The organism is Shewanella sp. UCD-FRSSP16_17 (genome assembly GCF_001675935.1).
GTDB classification, from domain to species: domain Bacteria; phylum Pseudomonadota; class Gammaproteobacteria; order Enterobacterales; family Shewanellaceae; genus Shewanella; species Shewanella japonica.
On record NZ_LZFV01000003.1, the window covers coordinates 39,993 to 57,376 of the forward strand.

Consider the following 17,384-nt stretch of genomic DNA (forward strand, 5'->3'; position numbering starts at 1 on the left):
TTTCCTGATATTAAGAAGATAATGTACGTATCAAGTTAGCATAATCTTCTTTAATGTCATGACTTTCTTCACGCAATTGGGCAATTTTTCTGCATGCGTGTAATACGGTAGTATGATCACGACCCCCAAAGGCGTCACCAATTTCAGGTAAACTTTGGTTTGTTAACTCTTTTGATAATGCCATCGCGACTTGACGAGGTCTCGCTACACTGCGAGAGCGACGTTTAGATAGCATATCAGCCATTTTGATTTTGTAATATTCAGCAACCGTTTTTTGAATATTATCTATGGTCACTAACTTTTCTTGTAGCGCGAGTAAATCACGTAATGCTTCACGGACAAAATCAATCGTAATTGGTCGGCCGGTAAAGTTAGCATTCGCAATAACACGATTTAACGCCCCTTCTAATTCACGCACATTTGAACGTAAACGTTTGGCAATGAAAAATGCCACTTCATCAGGCAAATTAATGCCACTTTCTTGTGCTTTACGCATTAAAATCGCTACACGGGTTTCAAGCTCAGGTGGTTCGATAGCAACTGTTAAGCCCCAACCAAAACGTGATTTTAAGCGATCTTCAACCCCATCAATTTCTTTCGGGTATTTATCCGAAGTCAAAATGATCTGATGGTTACCCTCTAATAGTGCATTGAAGGTATGAAAGAATTCTTCTTGTGAACGATCTTTATTGGCAAAGAATTGAATATCATCAATAAAAAGCGCATCAACACTACGGTAATAACGTTTAAAGTCTTCAATAGCATTATTTTGTAGCGCTTTAACCATGTCTTGCACAAAGCGTTCTGAATGCATGTAGACCACTTTTGCATTGGGATTGTTTTTGATAATCCCGTTGCCTACAGCATGTAATAAATGGGTTTTACCTAAACCGGTGCCGCCATATAAAAATAACGGGTTATAAGCACCGCCAGGATTTTCTGCCACTTGCAGTGCAGCAGCTTTACCTAATTGGTTTGATTTACCTTCAACGAAATTATCAAACTGATAAGTAGGATTGATATTACTGCGGTGGTTAGCATGCTCAACGGGTTCCGCTTGAGTATTAAACGCAGTGCTAACACGTTGCTTAGTTTGTGTGCTTTGTGTTGGCCTAACTTCTGCTTTTACAGGCTCAGGCGCTCTCACTGCAGACGGGCGGCTACCAATATCAAAGCGCAGTTTAGGGGCATTACCACCTAACTGTTCGGTAAAAAATTGATTAATGATATTGATGTACTTATCTCGAACCCAATCAAGTACAAAACGATTAGGTGCATAAAGTACCAAGGTATCGCCATCCATTTCAGCCTGTAACGGACGGATCCACATACTGAATTGCTGCGCAGAAAGTTCGTCTTGCAGCCTGCCGATACATTGTTGCCAAAGTGAAACCGCCACTTAATATTCCTTAATATCGTTTGTTGAAGGAGGGCTATTCTATCGTTAGATCTCAATGATCGCTATCGATAAAAAAAATTTTATCCCCAAGCAGATCATTGTATGTGGATATCTGTGATCTTTAAAGATCAAAAACGATCCAATTAATGTGATTTGTTCACAGATCCTGCTTTATTAACCGATCACTCTTGATCTATAATAGCCGCGCTTTGATCTGGTTAAACAGCCTTTGATCCACTACATATAGTGTTGGTACACAGAGTTATCCACACTGTATAGTGCATTTTTGATGTTTGCCTCAAAGTTAATTAGGTAAAAATTGTTCATATAGCCACTTTCCTTGTTGACGGTAGTGATTAAAGTGATTACAATTCGGCCTCTTTTTTGCCCTTACCTCTTATTTTAAGAATGTAAGGTTTATTAACTACTAAATATACGGATTGCCAAAATGAGTAAACGTACTTTTCAACCAAGCAACCTGAAGCGTAAGCGTTCTCACGGCTTCCGCGCACGTATGGCCACTGTAGGCGGCCGTAAAGTGATTGCACGTCGTCGTGCAAAAGGTCGCGCTCGTTTATCTGCTTAATCAGTAGATAACCATAGTGACTAGCTATGCTTTTACGCGGGAGTTACGTCTGTTAACTCCCGCGCAATTTAAATCTGTATTCTCAAATCCTATCAAAGCATCTTCTGCTGAAATAACTCTGCTCGCTGTACCTAATTCTGAACAACATCCTCGTATTGGATTAACAGTTGCAAAACGTTTTGTTAAAAATGCCAGTGATCGCAACCGAATTAAGCGAATAATCAGAACAAATTTCCGTTTAAATCAGCACGACATTCCAAATCTTGATATTGTTGTCTTGGTTAGAAATGGTGTGGTCGATATGGAAAATGCAGAATTACACAAGTTAACAGAGAAGTTATGGCGCAAGCTCAGTCGCCGTTACAATGGCTAGCCATTAAGGCTGTTCGTGGTTACCAACTTCTTATCAGCCCCATGCTGGGTCCTCGCTGTAGATTCAACCCAACGTGCTCTTATTATGCGATTGACGCAATAAAAATGCATGGAACAGTGAAAGGTTGTTGGCTTGCAGCGAAACGCATACTAAAATGTCACCCTTTACATCCCGGCGGAAGTGATCCCGTCCCCCCTAAAAATGACAGGTGTAACAAATAGGCTATGGAATCTCAACGCAATTTAATGCTTATCGCACTACTGTTTGTCAGTTTTTTACTTTGGCAAGCATGGCAAGACGATAAAGCACCGCAACCAGTCGCGACACAAACTACGGTTGCTCAAACGAATGATGTACCATCGCACAGCAATAGCGATGTACCCGATGCAGATTCAAGTATGCCTGTTCAATTACCGGCAACTCAAAATCTGATTGAAGTTAAAACCGATCAGTTAGACATTAAAATTGACCCAGTCGGCGGTGATATTGTTTATGCTGCTTTGGTTGACCATAAAGTTGAAATTGATAGTAATGACCCATTTGTTCTTTTAGAGCAAAATGGCGCATTCAACTATATTTCTCAAAGTGGTTTAATCGGTCGTGATGGTATTGATAGCAGTACTCACGGACGTGCACACTTCTCTGCAGAGTCAGAACTTTATCAACTAGCTGATGGTCAAGATACGTTATCTGTACCATTAAGTTATGTGGATGCAAATGGCGCAAGCTATACCAAAGTATTTACTTTCACCCGTGGCCAATTTGATGTGACTGTTGATTACAACGTAAATAACACCACTTCAGCGCCGCTTCAAATGCAAATGTACGGTCAAATTAAACAAACGGTACAAGCATCTGAAAGTAGCATGATGATGCCAACATACCGTGGTGCAGCATTCTCGACTCAAAGTGTACGCTATGAAAAATATGACTTTGAAGATATTGCTAAGAGTAACCTAAACCAACAAACATTAGGTGGTTGGGCAGCGATGCTTCAACATTACTTCGTGTCAGCTTGGGTACCACCAGCAAACGATTCAAATACTATCTTCTCTAGCATGAGTGCGGGTGGCCAAGCTAATATTGGTTTCCGCGGCGCAGTACATGATATTGCTCCTGGTGCACAACAAACGATTAGTGCTCAGTTCTTCGTTGGTCCTAAAGACCAAAAAGCACTTTCAGACATTTCTGAAACATTAAACTTAGTTGTTGATTACGGCTTCCTTTGGTGGCTAGCAATTCCTATCTACAAACTATTGATGTTCTTCCAGTCGATTGTCACTAACTGGGGTGTTGCAATTATCCTAATTACGCTTTCTGTACGTGGTATTTTATACCCACTTACAAAAGCGCAATACACTTCAATGGCTAAGATGCGTAACTTGCAGCCTAAGCTTGCAGAGTTAAAAGAACGCTTTGGTGATGACCGTCAGAAGATGGGTCAAGCAATGATGGAGTTGTACAAGAAAGAGAAAGTTAACCCTATGGGCGGCTGTCTTCCAATCTTGCTACAAATGCCAATTTTCATTGCACTATACTGGGTATTACTAGAAAGTTATGAGTTACGCCATGCGCCATTCATGCTTTGGATTGACGATTTATCGGTTCAAGATCCTTACTACGTATTGCCACTACTAATGGGTGTGTCTATGTGGTTAATGCAAAAAATGCAGCCAATGGCACCAACCATGGATCCAATGCAAGTGAAAATGATGCAATGGATGCCAGTTATCTTTACAGTATTCTTCCTATGGTTCCCATCAGGTCTAGTACTTTACTGGTTAGTAGGTAACTTAGTCGCAATCACACAACAAAAGATTATTTATGCAGGTCTTGAGAAAAAAGGCTTAAAATAAGTCATAGCTCAAACTGATATAATCTTTAAAGGCGGCTATTGAGCCGCCTTTTCATTTATTAAATTTAAACAAAGGTTTTCCTCAATGACAGACACTATCGTGGCACAAGCAACCGCACCAGGTCGTGGCGGTGTAGGTATCATTCGTATTTCGGGTGATAAAGCCGCTGATGTAGCACAACAGGTGTTAGGCCATTTACCTAAAACCCGTTATGCCGATTATTGCGATTTTAAAAATGCTGCTGGTGATGTTATTGACCAAGGAATTGCTTTGTTCTTTAAAGGGCCTAACTCCTTTACTGGTGAAGATGTATTAGAGCTTCAAGGCCATGGTGGTCAAATCGTTTTAGACATGCTCATAAAGCGTGTAATGGAAGTGGATGGTCTTCGCATTGCTAAACCAGGTGAGTTCAGTGAGCAGGCCTTTATGAATGACAAGCTTGATTTAACCCAAGCTGAAGCTATCGCTGACTTAATTGATGCCACCAGCGAACAGGCCGCTAAAAGCGCCTTAAACTCGCTCCAAGGTGAGTTCTCAGATGAAGTACACCAACTTGTCGAACAAGTCACTAACTTGCGTTTATACGTCGAAGCAGCGATTGACTTCCCTGATGAAGAAGTCGACTTCTTATCTGATGGTAAAATTGCTAATTCACTTTATAACATCATCGACAAACTCGATTCAGTTCAAGCCAGTGCTAAACAAGGCTCGATTATCCGTGAAGGAATGAAAGTAGTCATTGCAGGACGTCCTAATGCGGGTAAATCTAGTCTGTTAAATGCTCTTGCTGGTAAAGAATCAGCCATTGTAACCGAAATTGCGGGTACCACACGTGATGTACTGCGTGAGCATATCCACTTAGATGGCATGCCATTGCATATTATCGATACTGCAGGCTTACGTGATACAGCCGATACGGTTGAAAAAATAGGTATCGAACGTGCTTGGGATGAAATAGCCACAGCAGACCGAGTGCTATTTATGGTTGATGGCACCACAACTACTGACGTAAATCCACATGAAATCTGGCCAGATTTTATCGACCGCCTCCCCGCTAAACTTGGCGTTACTGTGGTGCGAAATAAAGCCGACTTAACGGGTGAGCCTGTCATGACAACTGATGAGCACGGCTACAATGTTTACCGTATTTCAGCTAAGACAGGTTTAGGCGTTGACGAACTTAAACAACACTTAAAATCCTTAATGGGTTATCAAAGTAACCTTGAAGGTGGTTTTATTGCCCGTCGTCGTCATTTAGAGGCATTAGATCTCGCTTCAAGCCATTTGCAATTAGGTAAAGAACAACTTGAAGTTTACTTGGCAGGCGAGTTACTTGCAGAAGAACTCCGAATGGCGCAAATGGCCTTATCAGAAATCACAGGTAAATTTACCTCCGATGATCTACTCGGTAAAATCTTCAGTTCATTCTGTATTGGTAAGTAACACAATATGTCAGCAAATAATGTCGTCGTTCTTGATTTTGAAACCACAGGTTTATCACCCGATAATGGTGATAGAGCCATTGAAATTGGTGCAGTAAAATTAGTAGATGGTGTCGTGGTTGACTCATTTCAAGAACTGATGAACCCAGGCCGACGGGTAAATAGTTTCATTGAAAACTACACAGGAATTAGCAATCAAATGCTACAAACTGCTGATGATTGCGAAACGGTCATGGCACGCTTTGCAGACTTTATGGGCGACTTTAATCTCGTTGCCCATAACGCCAGCTTTGATAAGAAATTTTTAGACGCAGAGTTCAATAGGATCAATCATCAATACTCAGGTCAATTTGCTTGTTCTTTACTCTTATCTCGTAGGATAAATCAAGATGCACCTAATCATAAACTGGGGACATTAGTTGATTATCATCAATTGCCAAATGATGGTGTTTTTCACCGAGCATTAGCAGATGCAACCATGACAGGTCATTTATGGCTCCATCAACTTGAAACTATCAAGCAATATAAACCTCAACAAGCGATCTCTTTTGAGCATATCCAGATGATAACAGGCATGCCAAAAGCTAAAGTTATCGCTTTTCTTAGCCAATAGAATAGTTATGCCGCAGATTGTTGTTGCGGCATTTTGCTTAGCCAATCTTTAAATACAGTAAGCTTAGGTAATCGCTTATCTGAATGGCCAAGCAACTGGGTAATAGCGTAGCAATATTGATAATATAAATTAGGATCAAGACCATCTTTACCCGCATCATCAGTATTGATGATGGCGCCACGTAAATAATGCGTCACCAGTTCAGCTCGATTAAAACCAACAATCTTACCTATCTTATCAATCACATGGTGAAACCAAGCAAAATACTCATCATAGCGCTGCTGATACGCTTGCTGATATACCTCACTTGCATGGGATAAAATATCTTCATTTGGCATCACTCGTTCAATCACAAAACGTTGATTAACTAACGCATCATGTAAACGCCTGCATTGATGAAACAGAAACATATTGAGTGGATCTGCATAAGCTTGTTCATCAAGTTTTGCTTGGGCTAAGCAATGGTTTAAATCATCAATGGCCATTGCCACAATTAAATCTGCTTCATTGGGAAAATGGTTATACACAGTTCCTTTTGAAATTTGGCTAGCCTTCACTAAGTGCGAACGACAAAGATCGAAGGTTTTATGTCCTTTTAAATAGCGCTGTGACACTTCAACTAAGTAATCACCTCGTTGTTGCCAGCTACTCATAATGCATCCCTTACTTTTCATCAATAATTTGTTATCACTTCACATTCGTACAATAACAAGCTTCTTACTTATTCGATATTAAGTAATACTGATACCACTATGAACAATTCCAATAGCCAATATTCCTAAAGATAATGCTAAAAATAGAATTGCTTGAAAGCTTTATTGCTGTGGCAGAAAATGGCAACTTATCAAAGGCTGCTGAACAAATTTGCCGCACTCAATCTGCATTAAGTTTGCAGATTAAAAAGCTTGAAGAAAGCGTTGGTCAACCACTACTTATCCGTGATAACAAAGGGGTCACCTTGACTGAATCAGGTGTCACTTTGCTTAACTATGCTTATAAAATGATGCAGTTAAGTTCACAAGCTTTAGATGATTTAAAAGATGGCCAAAATCGAGAGATCATTCGATTAGGAGTTCCAACAGATTATATAAAACGATATTTAAGCAGCTGTTTATTAGAATTTATTCGTGAATTTACGCGAATTGAATTAGTGATTGATACTGACGTGAGCGGAAATTTATACAAACGCTTACAACAAGGTGAATTTGATGTCATCGTTGCAACTCATTGGCAAACACCGGCTAATGGAGAGTTACTTTTTGAACGACGCTTTCATTGGGTAGCAGCCAAGAATGGTAATGCCCATAAACGCAGCGCTATTCCTATGGCACTGTACCCAGAAAATTGCCCAATTCGCGCGCAAGTCTTTGCCAATCATCAATTAACAATGCGCTCGATCAATGTATTACTATCAACCCCGTCACCACAAGCATTGTGTATGGCCGTTGAAAACGATCTTACCATTGCCCCCATTGCTGAATTTCGGATCAGCGATAAAATGCAAATACTCGATCCCGTTGAGCATGGACTGCCAATATTACCGGTATTCAACGAAGCACTTTATCTCAATCCTGATACCCAAACAGATGCAACCTTACAGTTAATTTCGTTGATTAAAGCCAATGTTGAAAATCTAGCACATCATAATGATGACAGTGAATAAGTGAACTCGCCTTACTGAAGGTTCGATATCAAAGCATAAGTTGTACTTATTAATAAGATAAAACCTACAAATAAACCGCAATAAAAACATAAAAAAAGCCCCTAAGATGATGAATTAGAGGCTTTGATTATCAGCAATTATCTTACCCAAAGGGGGAGGCAATTGATAAGCAACTGCTGACTTATCTGCTGTTATAAGTTAACTAAAACACTAAAGAACTACTCTTTATGTTTGTCGTATTTAAACGTGTGACAATCACTACAAATAGGCTTTTTCGCTTTATGTTCACCATGACACTCTTGGCAAGGTAACTCTTTGCCATAATGCAAGTTATTATGTGGATTCTGCCACTTGTCTTCTTCACTACGCGCTGTTGTTTCAGCTAACTCATCAACATCATGACACTGCTGACAAGCTTGATCTGAAGGGAATTGTTTAATCCCCTGATCATGACAAGCTTTACAATCCTTACCAATCACTTCCTTATGATGGTCTCTAATTTCTACTGCTTGAACGCTGGCACTACTTAAACATAATAATCCCAATGCAAGCATTATCTTTAATGTGTTCATCAATAATTCCTCTTGTAAATTGGGTTACGCTTTCATCATGCTACGAGCAGCAGTCATTCCCATGACCATACACTCAGGAATAGAGCAACTTCCTAAGCGGCTTACACCATGGATACCACCACAGACTTCACCAGCAGCGTAAAGCCCTGGAATCGCAACACCCGTGAAGCTGTCTTTTACTTCTGCTTTGGTATTAATTTGAACGCCACCTTGGCAGTAATGCACTTTTGGCCATAAACGCACAACGGTAAAAGGCGCTTCAATATACTTACCTGCAGCCTTAGTCATGTTTTTACCAAACTGCTTATCTTCACCAGATTTAACGTATTGGTTATATTCTTCAATTTGAGTTTTGAGTGCTTTTAACGGTACATTAAAATGCGAAGCTAATTCCTCAACAGAATCAAACTTCCACCCCACGTTGTACTTAATGACTTTTTTGGTATTAGGGTGCTTTTTAGAATCTTTGTAGCTAGTGATTAAAATAGGTGGTAATGCATTCCCTTGTTCATCACGGCACGCAAGTTCAGCATCAGCTCGCGTTTTGCGGTCAGCAATTTCATCCATAAAACGTTGACCAGTTAAACGGTTAATCGCAATAGAATGAGGGAAGTTATAGATAGAATAGTTAGATACATAACCAAAACCACCTTCATCAGGTGACGCCCAAGGGCCAGACTGAATATGTGCTAAATGAACAGGGACGGCACCAAGGCGGAACATTTCATACATGCCTTCGCCTGTAGCACCTGGTGCATTGGTACAACCTACTTCAGAAGTTAACGTTGGATCTTGCGCCATACGTAGATTTACATTTTGAGCAAAACCTCCTGTCGCCATAATCACACCACGTTTTGCACGGATATTAATCACTTTGCCAGGCTGATCTTCGCCAAAGTGATAGTTGTCACGCATTTTAACGCCTAACACTTCACCTTTTTCGCCGACAAGGAAGCCTTCAAACTTAGAACGGTTATGGGTGTGCACACCCAATTCACGGCATTTATGTAACAAAGGCTGAGTAATACCAGCACCACAACTCACCGTTGTTTGGTAAGTTCGAGCAACCGAATGACCGCCGAGTTGCTGTAAATATGGATGATATTCAGACCCTGCATCAAAGGTCATTTGCAATGCTTCCATAGCATGCTCAGCAACATGGCGTAGTAAAGCTTCGTCAGCAATACCACGTCCAGCCGCTAATTGGTCTGCAACCATACGATCTACAGAATCATTAACGCCTTCTTTTGATTGCATTGGCGTACCTGGTGCAGCAAATAAGCCACCATTAATGGCTGAGTTACCTCCAAAATAGGACATTTTTTCAAAAATATGAACGTCCTTGGCACCCAATTTCGTCGCTTCAATTCCTGCTGCTAACCCTGCAAAGCCAGAACCAATAATGACGATTTCAATTTCTTTATCCCACTTAACACCGTCTGCTTTTTCAGAAACAGCCATCGCTGGAGCCACCATTGCAGCACCTGCTGCAACACCAAGCCCTGCGATAAATTTACGGCGTCCTAACAGATCTACATTACTCATAGGTCATCACCCTTTTTTTAAATTGACTCCTTCATCATAAAGATGGAATCAATTCCAAAAAGGGAATCAACCAAGGTTTACTTATATCTAAATAGGTAGATTTACAAAAATGAACCACAGCGCATATTTTAATCAAATATGGATGTGAGATAGCGATTTGGAATAGGTTCCAAATCGCTACTTCAAAGCAAGATGAATCAATAACACATTACAGATTACTGCTTAGGTAAACATTCAGTGAGTTTATCTACCAATAATCTGACTTTAGGAGATAGATGACGGTTTTGTGGGTACAAAGCCCAAATGCCTTCTTTTTCTTGTTGAAAAGATGCCAGTAGTACATTTAGCTCATTGTCAGCAATAGCCTGTTTAACGTAATAACCAGGTAATTGCACAATTCCTAGGCCTTTTAATGCCGCATCCAATAAACTAATACCGCTACTGCATTGCAGGTTCCCATGTACTTTGATACTTCTCGCCTTACCTAATTCATTAAAGTGCCAGTGAGATTGCGAACCGATTAAACAATTATGCTGACTCAGTTCAGATAATGAATATGGCGCACCAAAACGATTAATATACTCAGGTGCAGCACACACAAATTGCTCACGACTGGTTAGTCGCTTTGCCATCATACTAGAGTCAGGTAATCGGCCTAAGCGAATAGCCAAATCATAACCGCCCTCAACTAAATCTAATTGCCTGTTTGTTAATTCACAAATCACTTCGACATCAGGATATTGCTGCATATAGTCAGTCACAATCGGCATGATAAACTTCTCACCATAGGTCACTGGTGCTGTCAGCTTGATTAACCCTTGCGGTTTATTTTGCAGGCTACTGATGGCTCGCTCAGCTTCTTCGAGACCATCAATCACCTGCCTACAATGCCGATAAAAAACTTGCCCTTCTTCTGTCAGAGAGACTTTTCTGGTGGTACGGTAAAAAAGTTTAGTATTTAATCTATTTTCAATCTGACTAATTTGACGGCTAACTTGGGCTGTTGAAATAGACAAACGCTTACCAGCAGCGGTAAAACTGTCCGTTTCCGCTACTGCGACAAACTCATAAACCCCTTCCCATGGCAGCATTATTACTCACCTGTAAAAGTCATTTGTAATTTAAGCTTATTATCAACTGACAGAAAATAAATACAATAGCTCTATCACTACAAAATCTCATCTACACTAAGTAGATTCAATTTAGTCGTTCATCTTTAATAAGGACAAACACAATGTCAGCACAATTTATTAAGTCTAAAGCCGCTGTTGCATGGGGACCTAGACAACCTTTATCAGTTGAAGAAGTTGATGTCATGTACCCGAAAGCGGGAGAAGTGATGGTAAAGATTATCGCTTCAGGTGTTTGTCATACTGACGCATTTACCCTATCAGGTGATGATCCAGAAGGTGTTTTCCCGGCAATTCTGGGCCATGAAGGTGGCGGGATTGTTGAAATGGTCGGTGAAGGAGTCACTAGTGTTAAAGTCGGTGACCATGTTATTCCTCTTTACACCGCTGAGTGTGGTAAATGTAAGTTCTGTACATCAGGTAAAACCAACCTATGTAGCGCAGTACGTGAAACCCAAGGTAAAGGCTTAATGCCTGATGGTACTACTCGCTTTTATAAAGATGGTGAGCCCATTTTCCATTATATGGGTTGTTCAACATTCTCCGAGTACACCGTATTACCTGAAATCTCACTTGCAAAAGTGAATAAAGATGCGCCACTAGAAGAAGTCTGTTTATTAGGTTGTGGTGTCACTACAGGTATGGGCGCCGTACTTAATACCGCTAAGGTTCAAAAAGGCGATACCGTAGCCATATTTGGTTTAGGTGGTATTGGTTTATCAGCAATTATTGGCGCTACCATGGCTGGAGCTTCACGTATTATTGGTATTGACTTAAATGAATCTAAATTTGAGCTAGCCACAAAGCTTGGCGCGACAGATTGCATTAACCCTAAAAACTACGATAAACCTATTCAAGATGTCATTGTAGAGCTAACCGACGGTGGTGTTGATTTCTCTTTCGAATGTATCGGTAACGTCAATGTGATGCGCAGCGCACTTGAGTGTTGTCATAAAGGTTGGGGAGAGTCTGTGATTATTGGTGTTGCTGGTGCAGGACAAGAAATCTCAACTCGTCCATTCCAGTTGGTGACAGGCCGAGTCTGGAAAGGCAGCGCATTTGGCGGTGTTAAAGGGCGCAGTGAATTACCAGGCATTGTTGAGCAGTATCTAAATGGTGAGTTTAAATTAGATCACTTCATCACTCACACTATGGGCCTTGAAGGAATTAATGATGCTTTCGATTTAATGCACAGCGGAGAAAGTATTCGTTCTGTCATTCATTTCGACAAGTAAGATCTACACAAATGTTATCTATTCAGAACGCTAACATATTCTGAATTGAACACCTTAAGACAACCATATGCCTTATCAGTTGATAAGGCATTTTCAAAAGAAGTGATAACAACATGACGTTAGAAAATGTCAGCAGTAATAAAGTTTTCGGTGGTTGGTTAAAGCAGTATAACCATCATTCAGACACGGTAAATTGCCAAATGCGTTTTGCCATTTACTTACCACCACAAGCGGCAACTCAAAAAGTGCCTGTGCTTTATTGGTTATCAGGTTTAACCTGCACCGATGAAAATGTGATGCAAAAATCAGGTATTCAGCGTATTGCTGCGGAACTGGGTATCGCCATTGTCGCTCCTGATACTAGCCCACGTGGTGAGAATGTCGCAGACGACAGCGAAGGTGCTTATGATTTTGGTCTAGGCGCAGGTTTTTATGTCAATGCGACTCAAGCCCCTTTTAATACCCATTATCAAATGTATGACTACGTTGTGAACGAGTTGCCAGAACTCATTGAACAACACTTTCCTGTTTCTCAGCAGCGCAGCATAAGTGGTCACTCAATGGGCGGTCATGGTGCTATCAGTATTGGTCTTAAAAATCCGCAGCGTTATCAGTCAATCTCAGCATTCAGCCCGATTTGTAATCCTATTAATTGCCCTTGGGGACAAAAGGCTTTTACTGGTTATCTAGGTACAGATAAACAAGATTGGCTTGAATATGACAGCACGGAATTAATGAAGCTTACTCAAGCCGCTATTCCAATGCTGGTGGACCAAGGTAGCGATGATAACTTCTTAGCAGAGCAGTTAAAACCACAAGTATTAGTCGATGCAGCCAAAGAACAGGAATACCCTTTAACCCTGCGTATGCAAGAAGGCTACGATCATAGCTACTACTTCATTAGTAGTTTTATCGAAGACCATTTAAGGTTCCATGCAAAGTATTTATAAGTAGAAAGCGACTATGAAAATGATCAATGAGCCTTTACCTAAAAAAGAGGTCATTGTTCCATGTGAAACATAGTTAGAGTTTCAAAATAGAAATAACAGTCTTATAAAGATAGTAAAGCCTCAATGTGAATAACATTGAGGCTTTACTATAGGCTAGGCATCTAAGCGCACTGATAATGAAGAAAATAACTTGATAGAAAGACTAATTAACGCAATAACTCATCTTTGTCTCAGTCATCTTTCTGTTAAGTGCATTAGCTTTTAATGTCGCTAAAAGTGCAATAACCGAACATCCAAACATGATCAGCACCATTGGCCATAAAGCGTCTTTCAACAGTAATGCTGTTATACCGCTAATAATTGCGCCGATGAAAAACTGCATAGCTCCCATTAACGCTGAAGCAGTACCTGCACTTCTACCAAAGTGCTTTAAAAAGCTTACACTTGCATTAGATATTGTCCCACCAGTCGCCGCCATACAGATAACAAAGCCAAAAACAGCAAACCATAGATTATTTGGCATAATCAAAATTGAGCAGAACAAAACAAGTCCACCGAACACTTTTAACCCTAAAAATGCCAGTAGCATTTGCTCAGCATCATAACGATTAAGCAAATAGGCATTTAAACGATTGATGATCACAACTCCCACAACATTAGCAATAAATAACCCTGAAAAGAGCGTTTCGCTAACACCAAACTTAACTAAATAAGCAAAAGGTGCATTGGTAATAAACGTGATTAATAGCGCATAAGAAAATACTTGTGCAATTAAATATCCCCGCGCAGGTTTGAACTTAAGAATACTTTTAAAGCTAGTACTAGGCATAGTATCACTAGCCTTTATATGCTTTGGCATAACAAAAAATGCACAGATTGCCACAAGGATTGCTAAAATAGCAGATGATAAGAAAATCCAATGCCAACTGGATATTTTCATAATTAAGGTGCCAATGGCGGGAGCAATAGAAGGGGCTATCATCATTATTAGCATCACAAGTGAGAATACTTTCGCCGCTTCTTTTCCTTCTGCATTATCACGAATAGTTGCAGGTACAACAACAACAGCCATACCGCCACCAATTGATTGCAAGCAACGCCAAAGCCAAAAAAGTGCCAGAGAATCGACTAAAGCCAACACTAAACTGCATACACCAAACACCAGTAAACCTAATGACATAATTGGCTGACGGCCAAATTTATCAGATAGTGGTCCACCGACTAACTGACCAATTGCCATCCCGAAAACATACATGCTGACGGTAATCGCAATCAAAGAAGTGTCGACATTGAAATCAGTTGCAATGATTGGAATAGCTGGCAAATAACTATCGATCGCGTATGGAGTCATCGCAAAAACAGCAGCCAGTAACAGAATTAAGCTTTTAGATATGGATTGTTGCATTTACACCTCTAAAGTACCTTTCCGGAAAGATACTAGCTAGATTTTACCTTTCTAGCAAGATATATTACTTGCAACACCCACTGATAAAATGAATAGATTTTGCCAAAACAAGAAAGTGTCGATAGCATTTTACAATCAACAAAAATTAATTGGCCTGAAGCATATGACCATATTTCTCCGTCGATTCTGAAATTACTCAGAGCTCATCATCACATCAGAACAGATCTCGAAGATCTATTAGGTCATTACCAAATACAAGGTGCAGACTTCGGTATTCTGGCAACCTTAAGAAGAAGTGGCGAGCCTTATTGTTTGTCACCAACCACCCTTTACCACTCTCTGCTATTCAGTTCAGGCGGTTTAACAAAAGTCCTAAACAGGATGAAGCAAGCTGAGCTAATAGAAAGACTTGATAATCCAGACGACAAGCGTAGCAAGCTGGTTAAGTTATCACCAATGGGAAAAGAACTGGTTGACGCTATCATCGTTGAACTTCATAAAAATGAACAAAAAAAATTAGCAATTTTGTCAGAAGATGAAATAAAACAGCTAGATATACTACTTAGTAAACTACTCTTGAGTTGGAATTAACACTCAACAGCAATAAAAATGCCAGCTAAATGTTAGCTGGCATTTTATCTATTTCTATTCATTAATGATGATTTGTAGTCAGTGACTTATTGGCAAGTTTAGCAAAGTAACGTTTAGATTCTGCCCTCACCTTTGGCGCAAGTAAAATAGCAGACGTCATCGTCGGAATAGCCATTAAGGCATATGCCGCATCAATAATATTAACAATTTCTTGAATACTTGCCGTTGCAGCAAATAAAATCGCACACAAGAAAAAGTACTGATATAAACGTAACCGTTGACGACCAAATAAAAATGCAAAGCACTGGCCACCATAAAATGCTTGAGTAAAAATGGTACTGATACTGAAAAACACCACACACAATATCAACAGATAAGGCCCTACTCCTGGCATTGTCATTTCAAACGCTTGGGCAGATAAATTAACACCTTGTGCTTCACCCGTTTGCCAAACCCCAGAAATCAAGATGATCATTGCTGTTGCAGTACACACTAACAAAGTGTCAATGGCTGGACCAAGCATAGCGACAAGGCCTTCTTTAACAGGTTCATTGGTTCTCGCACTACCATGAGCCATCACTTCGGTACCAATACCCGCTTCATTTGAAAAAGCCGCACGACGAATGCCAATTAGCATCGTACCTAATATGCCGCCCCCAACTGAGTTTAATGAAAAAGCCTCAGTAAAAATTAATGCAAAGTAATGAGGTATTTCAGTTATATGAGTCGCAATAACATAAAAAGCACAGCTCATATAAATGAGGATCATCAATGGCACCACCTTTGATGCCACAGATGCAATACGTTTGATCCCGCCTAAAATAACGCTAGCAACAATCAGCATAACGACGATACCCAGTGATAAATCGATCCAAAAAGTAGATTCATTAGCTGGAAAATATCCTGGTTTTACAATTAGCCATTCACGAATAATCTGTACCAGTTGATTAGAGTTAAATAATGGAAAGTTACCCACTAGGCCTACAACACAAAAGAAAACTGCTAAAAAGTGCCACTTTTTAGATAACCCTTGAGTAATAATGTACATAGGGCCACCTTGTACATCGCCATTTTCATCTTTACCTCGATACATTATCGCTAAGGTACAAGTAAAAAATTTGGTCGCCATTCCAACAATGGCACTGATCCACATCCAAAAAATAGCGCCTGGACCACCCACCATGATTGCGACAGCGACACTGCCGATGTTGCCCATTCCAACGGTACCTGCCATTGCACTGGAGAGTGCACCAGCGTGACTAATATGCCCTTCTGCACCTTTATCTGGATGTTTACCCCTTACAATATTAATGGCATGACCAATATATCGAAACGGAATAAACCTCGAATAAATAAGGAAAAAAAGCCCTCCGCCCACAAGTAATACCAACATATGTGGGCCCCAAGCTAAATCGGCTATTTGGGCAGTAATAGAAACAAGAGACATGAAAAGTTATATTTTTGTTAAATGTAACTATTGAAAATACGGACAAAAACCGCTTTGTGCAATGATAAATCAGCGTAAACTATGACAATTAACGGTTAATTCAAAGGCAATAATATGGCAAAAATCGAAATTTTAGTCGGTACAACGCAAGGTGGTACTGAATATGTAGCTGACGATATGGCTGCAGAATTAGACAAATTAGGCCACGAAACTCAAATACATCTCGCTCCTAATTTATCTGAATTAGACCCCAAATCCCTATGGATAATCGTCAGTTCTACACATGGAGCTGGTGATCTTCCCGACAATATAGCGCCTTTTTATCAACAATTGATCGCCACAAATGATGATCTTACAGAGCTAAAATATGCGTTATGCGCTATTGGTGATTCAAGTTACGATACTTTTTGCCAAGGCCCAGAAAAAATAATTTCAAGGTTAGATCAACTCGGTGCAATCTCATTTGTGAATAAGATCCAAATCGATGTTCAAATGGATCCAGTACCTGAAGATGCCGCGCTTGCTTGGTTAGCTCAATGGCAATCGTCGATCACTCCCACTAATTAAGTTAATATCT

At 40.2% G+C, this 17,384-nt stretch carries 18 protein-coding genes; 11 read left to right on the top strand and 7 right to left on the bottom strand.

The annotated features are described in order from the left end of the window. Positions 1-10: 10 nt before the first annotated feature. Positions 11-1,399: a chromosomal replication initiator protein DnaA gene (gene dnaA / locus A9267_RS07640; protein WP_055025476.1), complete on the bottom strand. Its 1,389-nt coding sequence runs from the start codon at positions 1,397-1,399 to the stop codon at positions 11-13. A gap of 448 nt (positions 1,400-1,847) precedes the next feature. Here dnaA and rpmH point away from each other — a divergent pair, with 448 nt between their 5' ends. The 6 genes from rpmH to A9267_RS07665 all read left to right on the top strand — a co-directional run bounded on the left by rpmH (position 1,848) and on the right by A9267_RS07665 (position 6,269). Further along, entirely contained in the window at positions 1,848-1,985 is a 138-nt protein-coding gene (gene rpmH, locus A9267_RS07645) for a 50S ribosomal protein L34 (RefSeq protein ID WP_011867659.1), read from the top strand. Between the two features lie 16 nt (positions 1,986-2,001). Continuing rightward, a complete protein-coding gene (rnpA, locus tag A9267_RS07650; protein ID WP_055025475.1) occupies positions 2,002-2,358 on the top strand; it encodes a ribonuclease P protein component in 357 nt (118 codons plus the stop codon). Continuing rightward, positions 2,325-2,579: a membrane protein insertion efficiency factor YidD gene (gene yidD, locus A9267_RS21470; RefSeq protein WP_082972277.1), complete on the top strand. Its 255-nt coding sequence runs from the start codon at positions 2,325-2,327 to the stop codon at positions 2,577-2,579. Before rnpA ends, yidD begins: the two co-directional genes overlap by 34 nt. 3 nt (positions 2,580-2,582) lie before the next feature. Continuing rightward, positions 2,583-4,214, top strand: coding sequence for a membrane protein insertase YidC (gene yidC / locus A9267_RS07655; protein WP_055025474.1), 1,632 nt, complete (start codon positions 2,583-2,585; stop codon positions 4,212-4,214). A gap of 84 nt (positions 4,215-4,298) precedes the next feature. Then, entirely contained in the window at positions 4,299-5,657 is a 1,359-nt protein-coding gene (mnmE, locus tag A9267_RS07660; RefSeq protein WP_055025473.1) for a tRNA uridine-5-carboxymethylaminomethyl(34) synthesis GTPase MnmE, read from the top strand. Between the two features lie 6 nt (positions 5,658-5,663). Then, positions 5,664-6,269 carry a 3'-5' exonuclease gene (locus A9267_RS07665; RefSeq protein ID WP_055025472.1) on the top strand — a complete coding sequence of 202 codons (606 nt, stop codon included), beginning with the start codon at positions 5,664-5,666 and terminating at the stop codon, positions 6,267-6,269. Positions 6,270-6,274: 5 nt separating this feature from the next. On the opposite strand, the gene A9267_RS07670 is transcribed toward A9267_RS07665, so the two are convergent. Next, positions 6,275-6,922, bottom strand: coding sequence for a TetR/AcrR family transcriptional regulator (locus A9267_RS07670; protein WP_065108807.1), 648 nt, complete (start codon positions 6,920-6,922; stop codon positions 6,275-6,277). A gap of 134 nt (positions 6,923-7,056) precedes the next feature. Between A9267_RS07670 and A9267_RS07675 the strand changes: the two genes are divergently transcribed. Next, positions 7,057-7,932, top strand: coding sequence for a LysR family transcriptional regulator (locus A9267_RS07675; RefSeq protein ID WP_055025470.1), 876 nt, complete (start codon positions 7,057-7,059; stop codon positions 7,930-7,932). A gap of 218 nt (positions 7,933-8,150) precedes the next feature. Here the strand turns inward: A9267_RS07675 and A9267_RS07680 are convergent, their stop codons facing one another. From A9267_RS07680 to A9267_RS07690, 3 genes are all read right to left on the bottom strand, one after another. Continuing rightward, positions 8,151-8,504, bottom strand: coding sequence for a cytochrome c3 family protein (locus A9267_RS07680; protein WP_055025469.1), 354 nt, complete (start codon positions 8,502-8,504; stop codon positions 8,151-8,153). 24 nt (positions 8,505-8,528) lie between these two features. Further along, positions 8,529-10,049, bottom strand: coding sequence for a flavocytochrome c (locus tag A9267_RS07685; RefSeq protein WP_055025468.1), 1,521 nt, complete (start codon positions 10,047-10,049; stop codon positions 8,529-8,531). Positions 10,050-10,264: 215 nt separating this feature from the next. Beyond that, the gene (locus tag A9267_RS07690; protein WP_065108808.1) at positions 10,265-11,140 is read right to left on the bottom strand and encodes a LysR substrate-binding domain-containing protein; all 876 of its coding nucleotides are present in this window, start codon (positions 11,138-11,140) and stop codon (positions 10,265-10,267) included. A gap of 143 nt (positions 11,141-11,283) precedes the next feature. On the opposite strand from A9267_RS07690, the gene A9267_RS07695 reads away from it, so the two are divergent. Together A9267_RS07695 and fghA are read left to right on the top strand one after the other, a co-directional pair. Beyond that, positions 11,284-12,414, top strand: a complete 1,131-nt coding sequence (locus A9267_RS07695; protein WP_065108809.1) for an S-(hydroxymethyl)glutathione dehydrogenase/class III alcohol dehydrogenase — start codon at positions 11,284-11,286, stop codon at positions 12,412-12,414. A 113-nt stretch (positions 12,415-12,527) separates the two neighbouring features. Beyond that, a complete protein-coding gene (gene fghA, locus A9267_RS07700) occupies positions 12,528-13,364 on the top strand; it encodes an S-formylglutathione hydrolase (protein WP_065108810.1) in 837 nt (278 codons plus the stop codon). 202 nt (positions 13,365-13,566) lie between these two features. Here fghA and A9267_RS07705 read toward each other — a convergent pair whose 3' ends face one another. After that, the gene (locus A9267_RS07705) at positions 13,567-14,769 is read right to left on the bottom strand and encodes a multidrug effflux MFS transporter (protein WP_065108811.1); all 1,203 of its coding nucleotides are present in this window, start codon (positions 14,767-14,769) and stop codon (positions 13,567-13,569) included. Positions 14,770-14,868: 99 nt separating this feature from the next. Here A9267_RS07705 and A9267_RS07710 point away from each other — a divergent pair, with 99 nt between their 5' ends. Further along, on the top strand, positions 14,869-15,360 hold the full coding sequence (locus tag A9267_RS07710; RefSeq protein WP_065108812.1) for a MarR family winged helix-turn-helix transcriptional regulator: 492 nt from the start codon (positions 14,869-14,871) through the stop codon (positions 15,358-15,360). 61 nt (positions 15,361-15,421) lie between these two features. Here the strand turns inward: A9267_RS07710 and A9267_RS07715 are convergent, their stop codons facing one another. Beyond that, positions 15,422-16,807, bottom strand: coding sequence for an alanine/glycine:cation symporter family protein (locus A9267_RS07715; RefSeq protein WP_065108813.1), 1,386 nt, complete (start codon positions 16,805-16,807; stop codon positions 15,422-15,424). 114 nt (positions 16,808-16,921) lie between these two features. On the opposite strand from A9267_RS07715, the gene mioC reads away from it, so the two are divergent. Next, positions 16,922-17,374, top strand: coding sequence for an FMN-binding protein MioC (gene mioC / locus A9267_RS07720; protein ID WP_065108814.1), 453 nt, complete (start codon positions 16,922-16,924; stop codon positions 17,372-17,374). Positions 17,375-17,384 lie beyond the last annotated feature (10 nt).

Bases quoted from the DNA above. Each gene is read 5' to 3' on its own strand.
- A9267_RS07715 (WP_065108813.1), bottom strand. From the start codon at position 16,807: ATGTCTCTTGTTTCTATTACTGCCCAAATAGCCGATTTAGCTTGGGGC.
- A9267_RS07675 (WP_055025470.1), top strand. From the start codon at position 7,057: ATGCTAAAAATAGAATTGCTTGAAAGCTTTATTGCTGTGGCAGAAAAT.
- yidC (WP_055025474.1), top strand. From the start codon at position 2,583: ATGGAATCTCAACGCAATTTAATGCTTATCGCACTACTGTTTGTCAGT.
- yidD (WP_082972277.1), top strand. From the start codon at position 2,325: ATGGCGCAAGCTCAGTCGCCGTTACAATGGCTAGCCATTAAGGCTGTT.
- A9267_RS07705 (WP_065108811.1), bottom strand. From the start codon at position 14,769: ATGCAACAATCCATATCTAAAAGCTTAATTCTGTTACTGGCTGCTGTT.
- A9267_RS07665 (WP_055025472.1), top strand. From the start codon at position 5,664: ATGTCAGCAAATAATGTCGTCGTTCTTGATTTTGAAACCACAGGTTTA.
- A9267_RS07670 (WP_065108807.1), bottom strand. From the start codon at position 6,922: ATGAGTAGCTGGCAACAACGAGGTGATTACTTAGTTGAAGTGTCACAG.
- mioC (WP_065108814.1), top strand. From the start codon at position 16,922: ATGGCAAAAATCGAAATTTTAGTCGGTACAACGCAAGGTGGTACTGAA.
- A9267_RS07690 (WP_065108808.1), bottom strand. From the start codon at position 11,140: ATGCTGCCATGGGAAGGGGTTTATGAGTTTGTCGCAGTAGCGGAAACG.
- A9267_RS07685 (WP_055025468.1), bottom strand. From the start codon at position 10,049: ATGAGTAATGTAGATCTGTTAGGACGCCGTAAATTTATCGCAGGGCTT.
- mnmE (WP_055025473.1), top strand. From the start codon at position 4,299: ATGACAGACACTATCGTGGCACAAGCAACCGCACCAGGTCGTGGCGGT.
- A9267_RS07680 (WP_055025469.1), bottom strand. From the start codon at position 8,504: ATGAACACATTAAAGATAATGCTTGCATTGGGATTATTATGTTTAAGT.
- A9267_RS07695 (WP_065108809.1), top strand. From the start codon at position 11,284: ATGTCAGCACAATTTATTAAGTCTAAAGCCGCTGTTGCATGGGGACCT.
- rpmH (WP_011867659.1), top strand. From the start codon at position 1,848: ATGAGTAAACGTACTTTTCAACCAAGCAACCTGAAGCGTAAGCGTTCT.
- fghA (WP_065108810.1), top strand. From the start codon at position 12,528: ATGACGTTAGAAAATGTCAGCAGTAATAAAGTTTTCGGTGGTTGGTTA.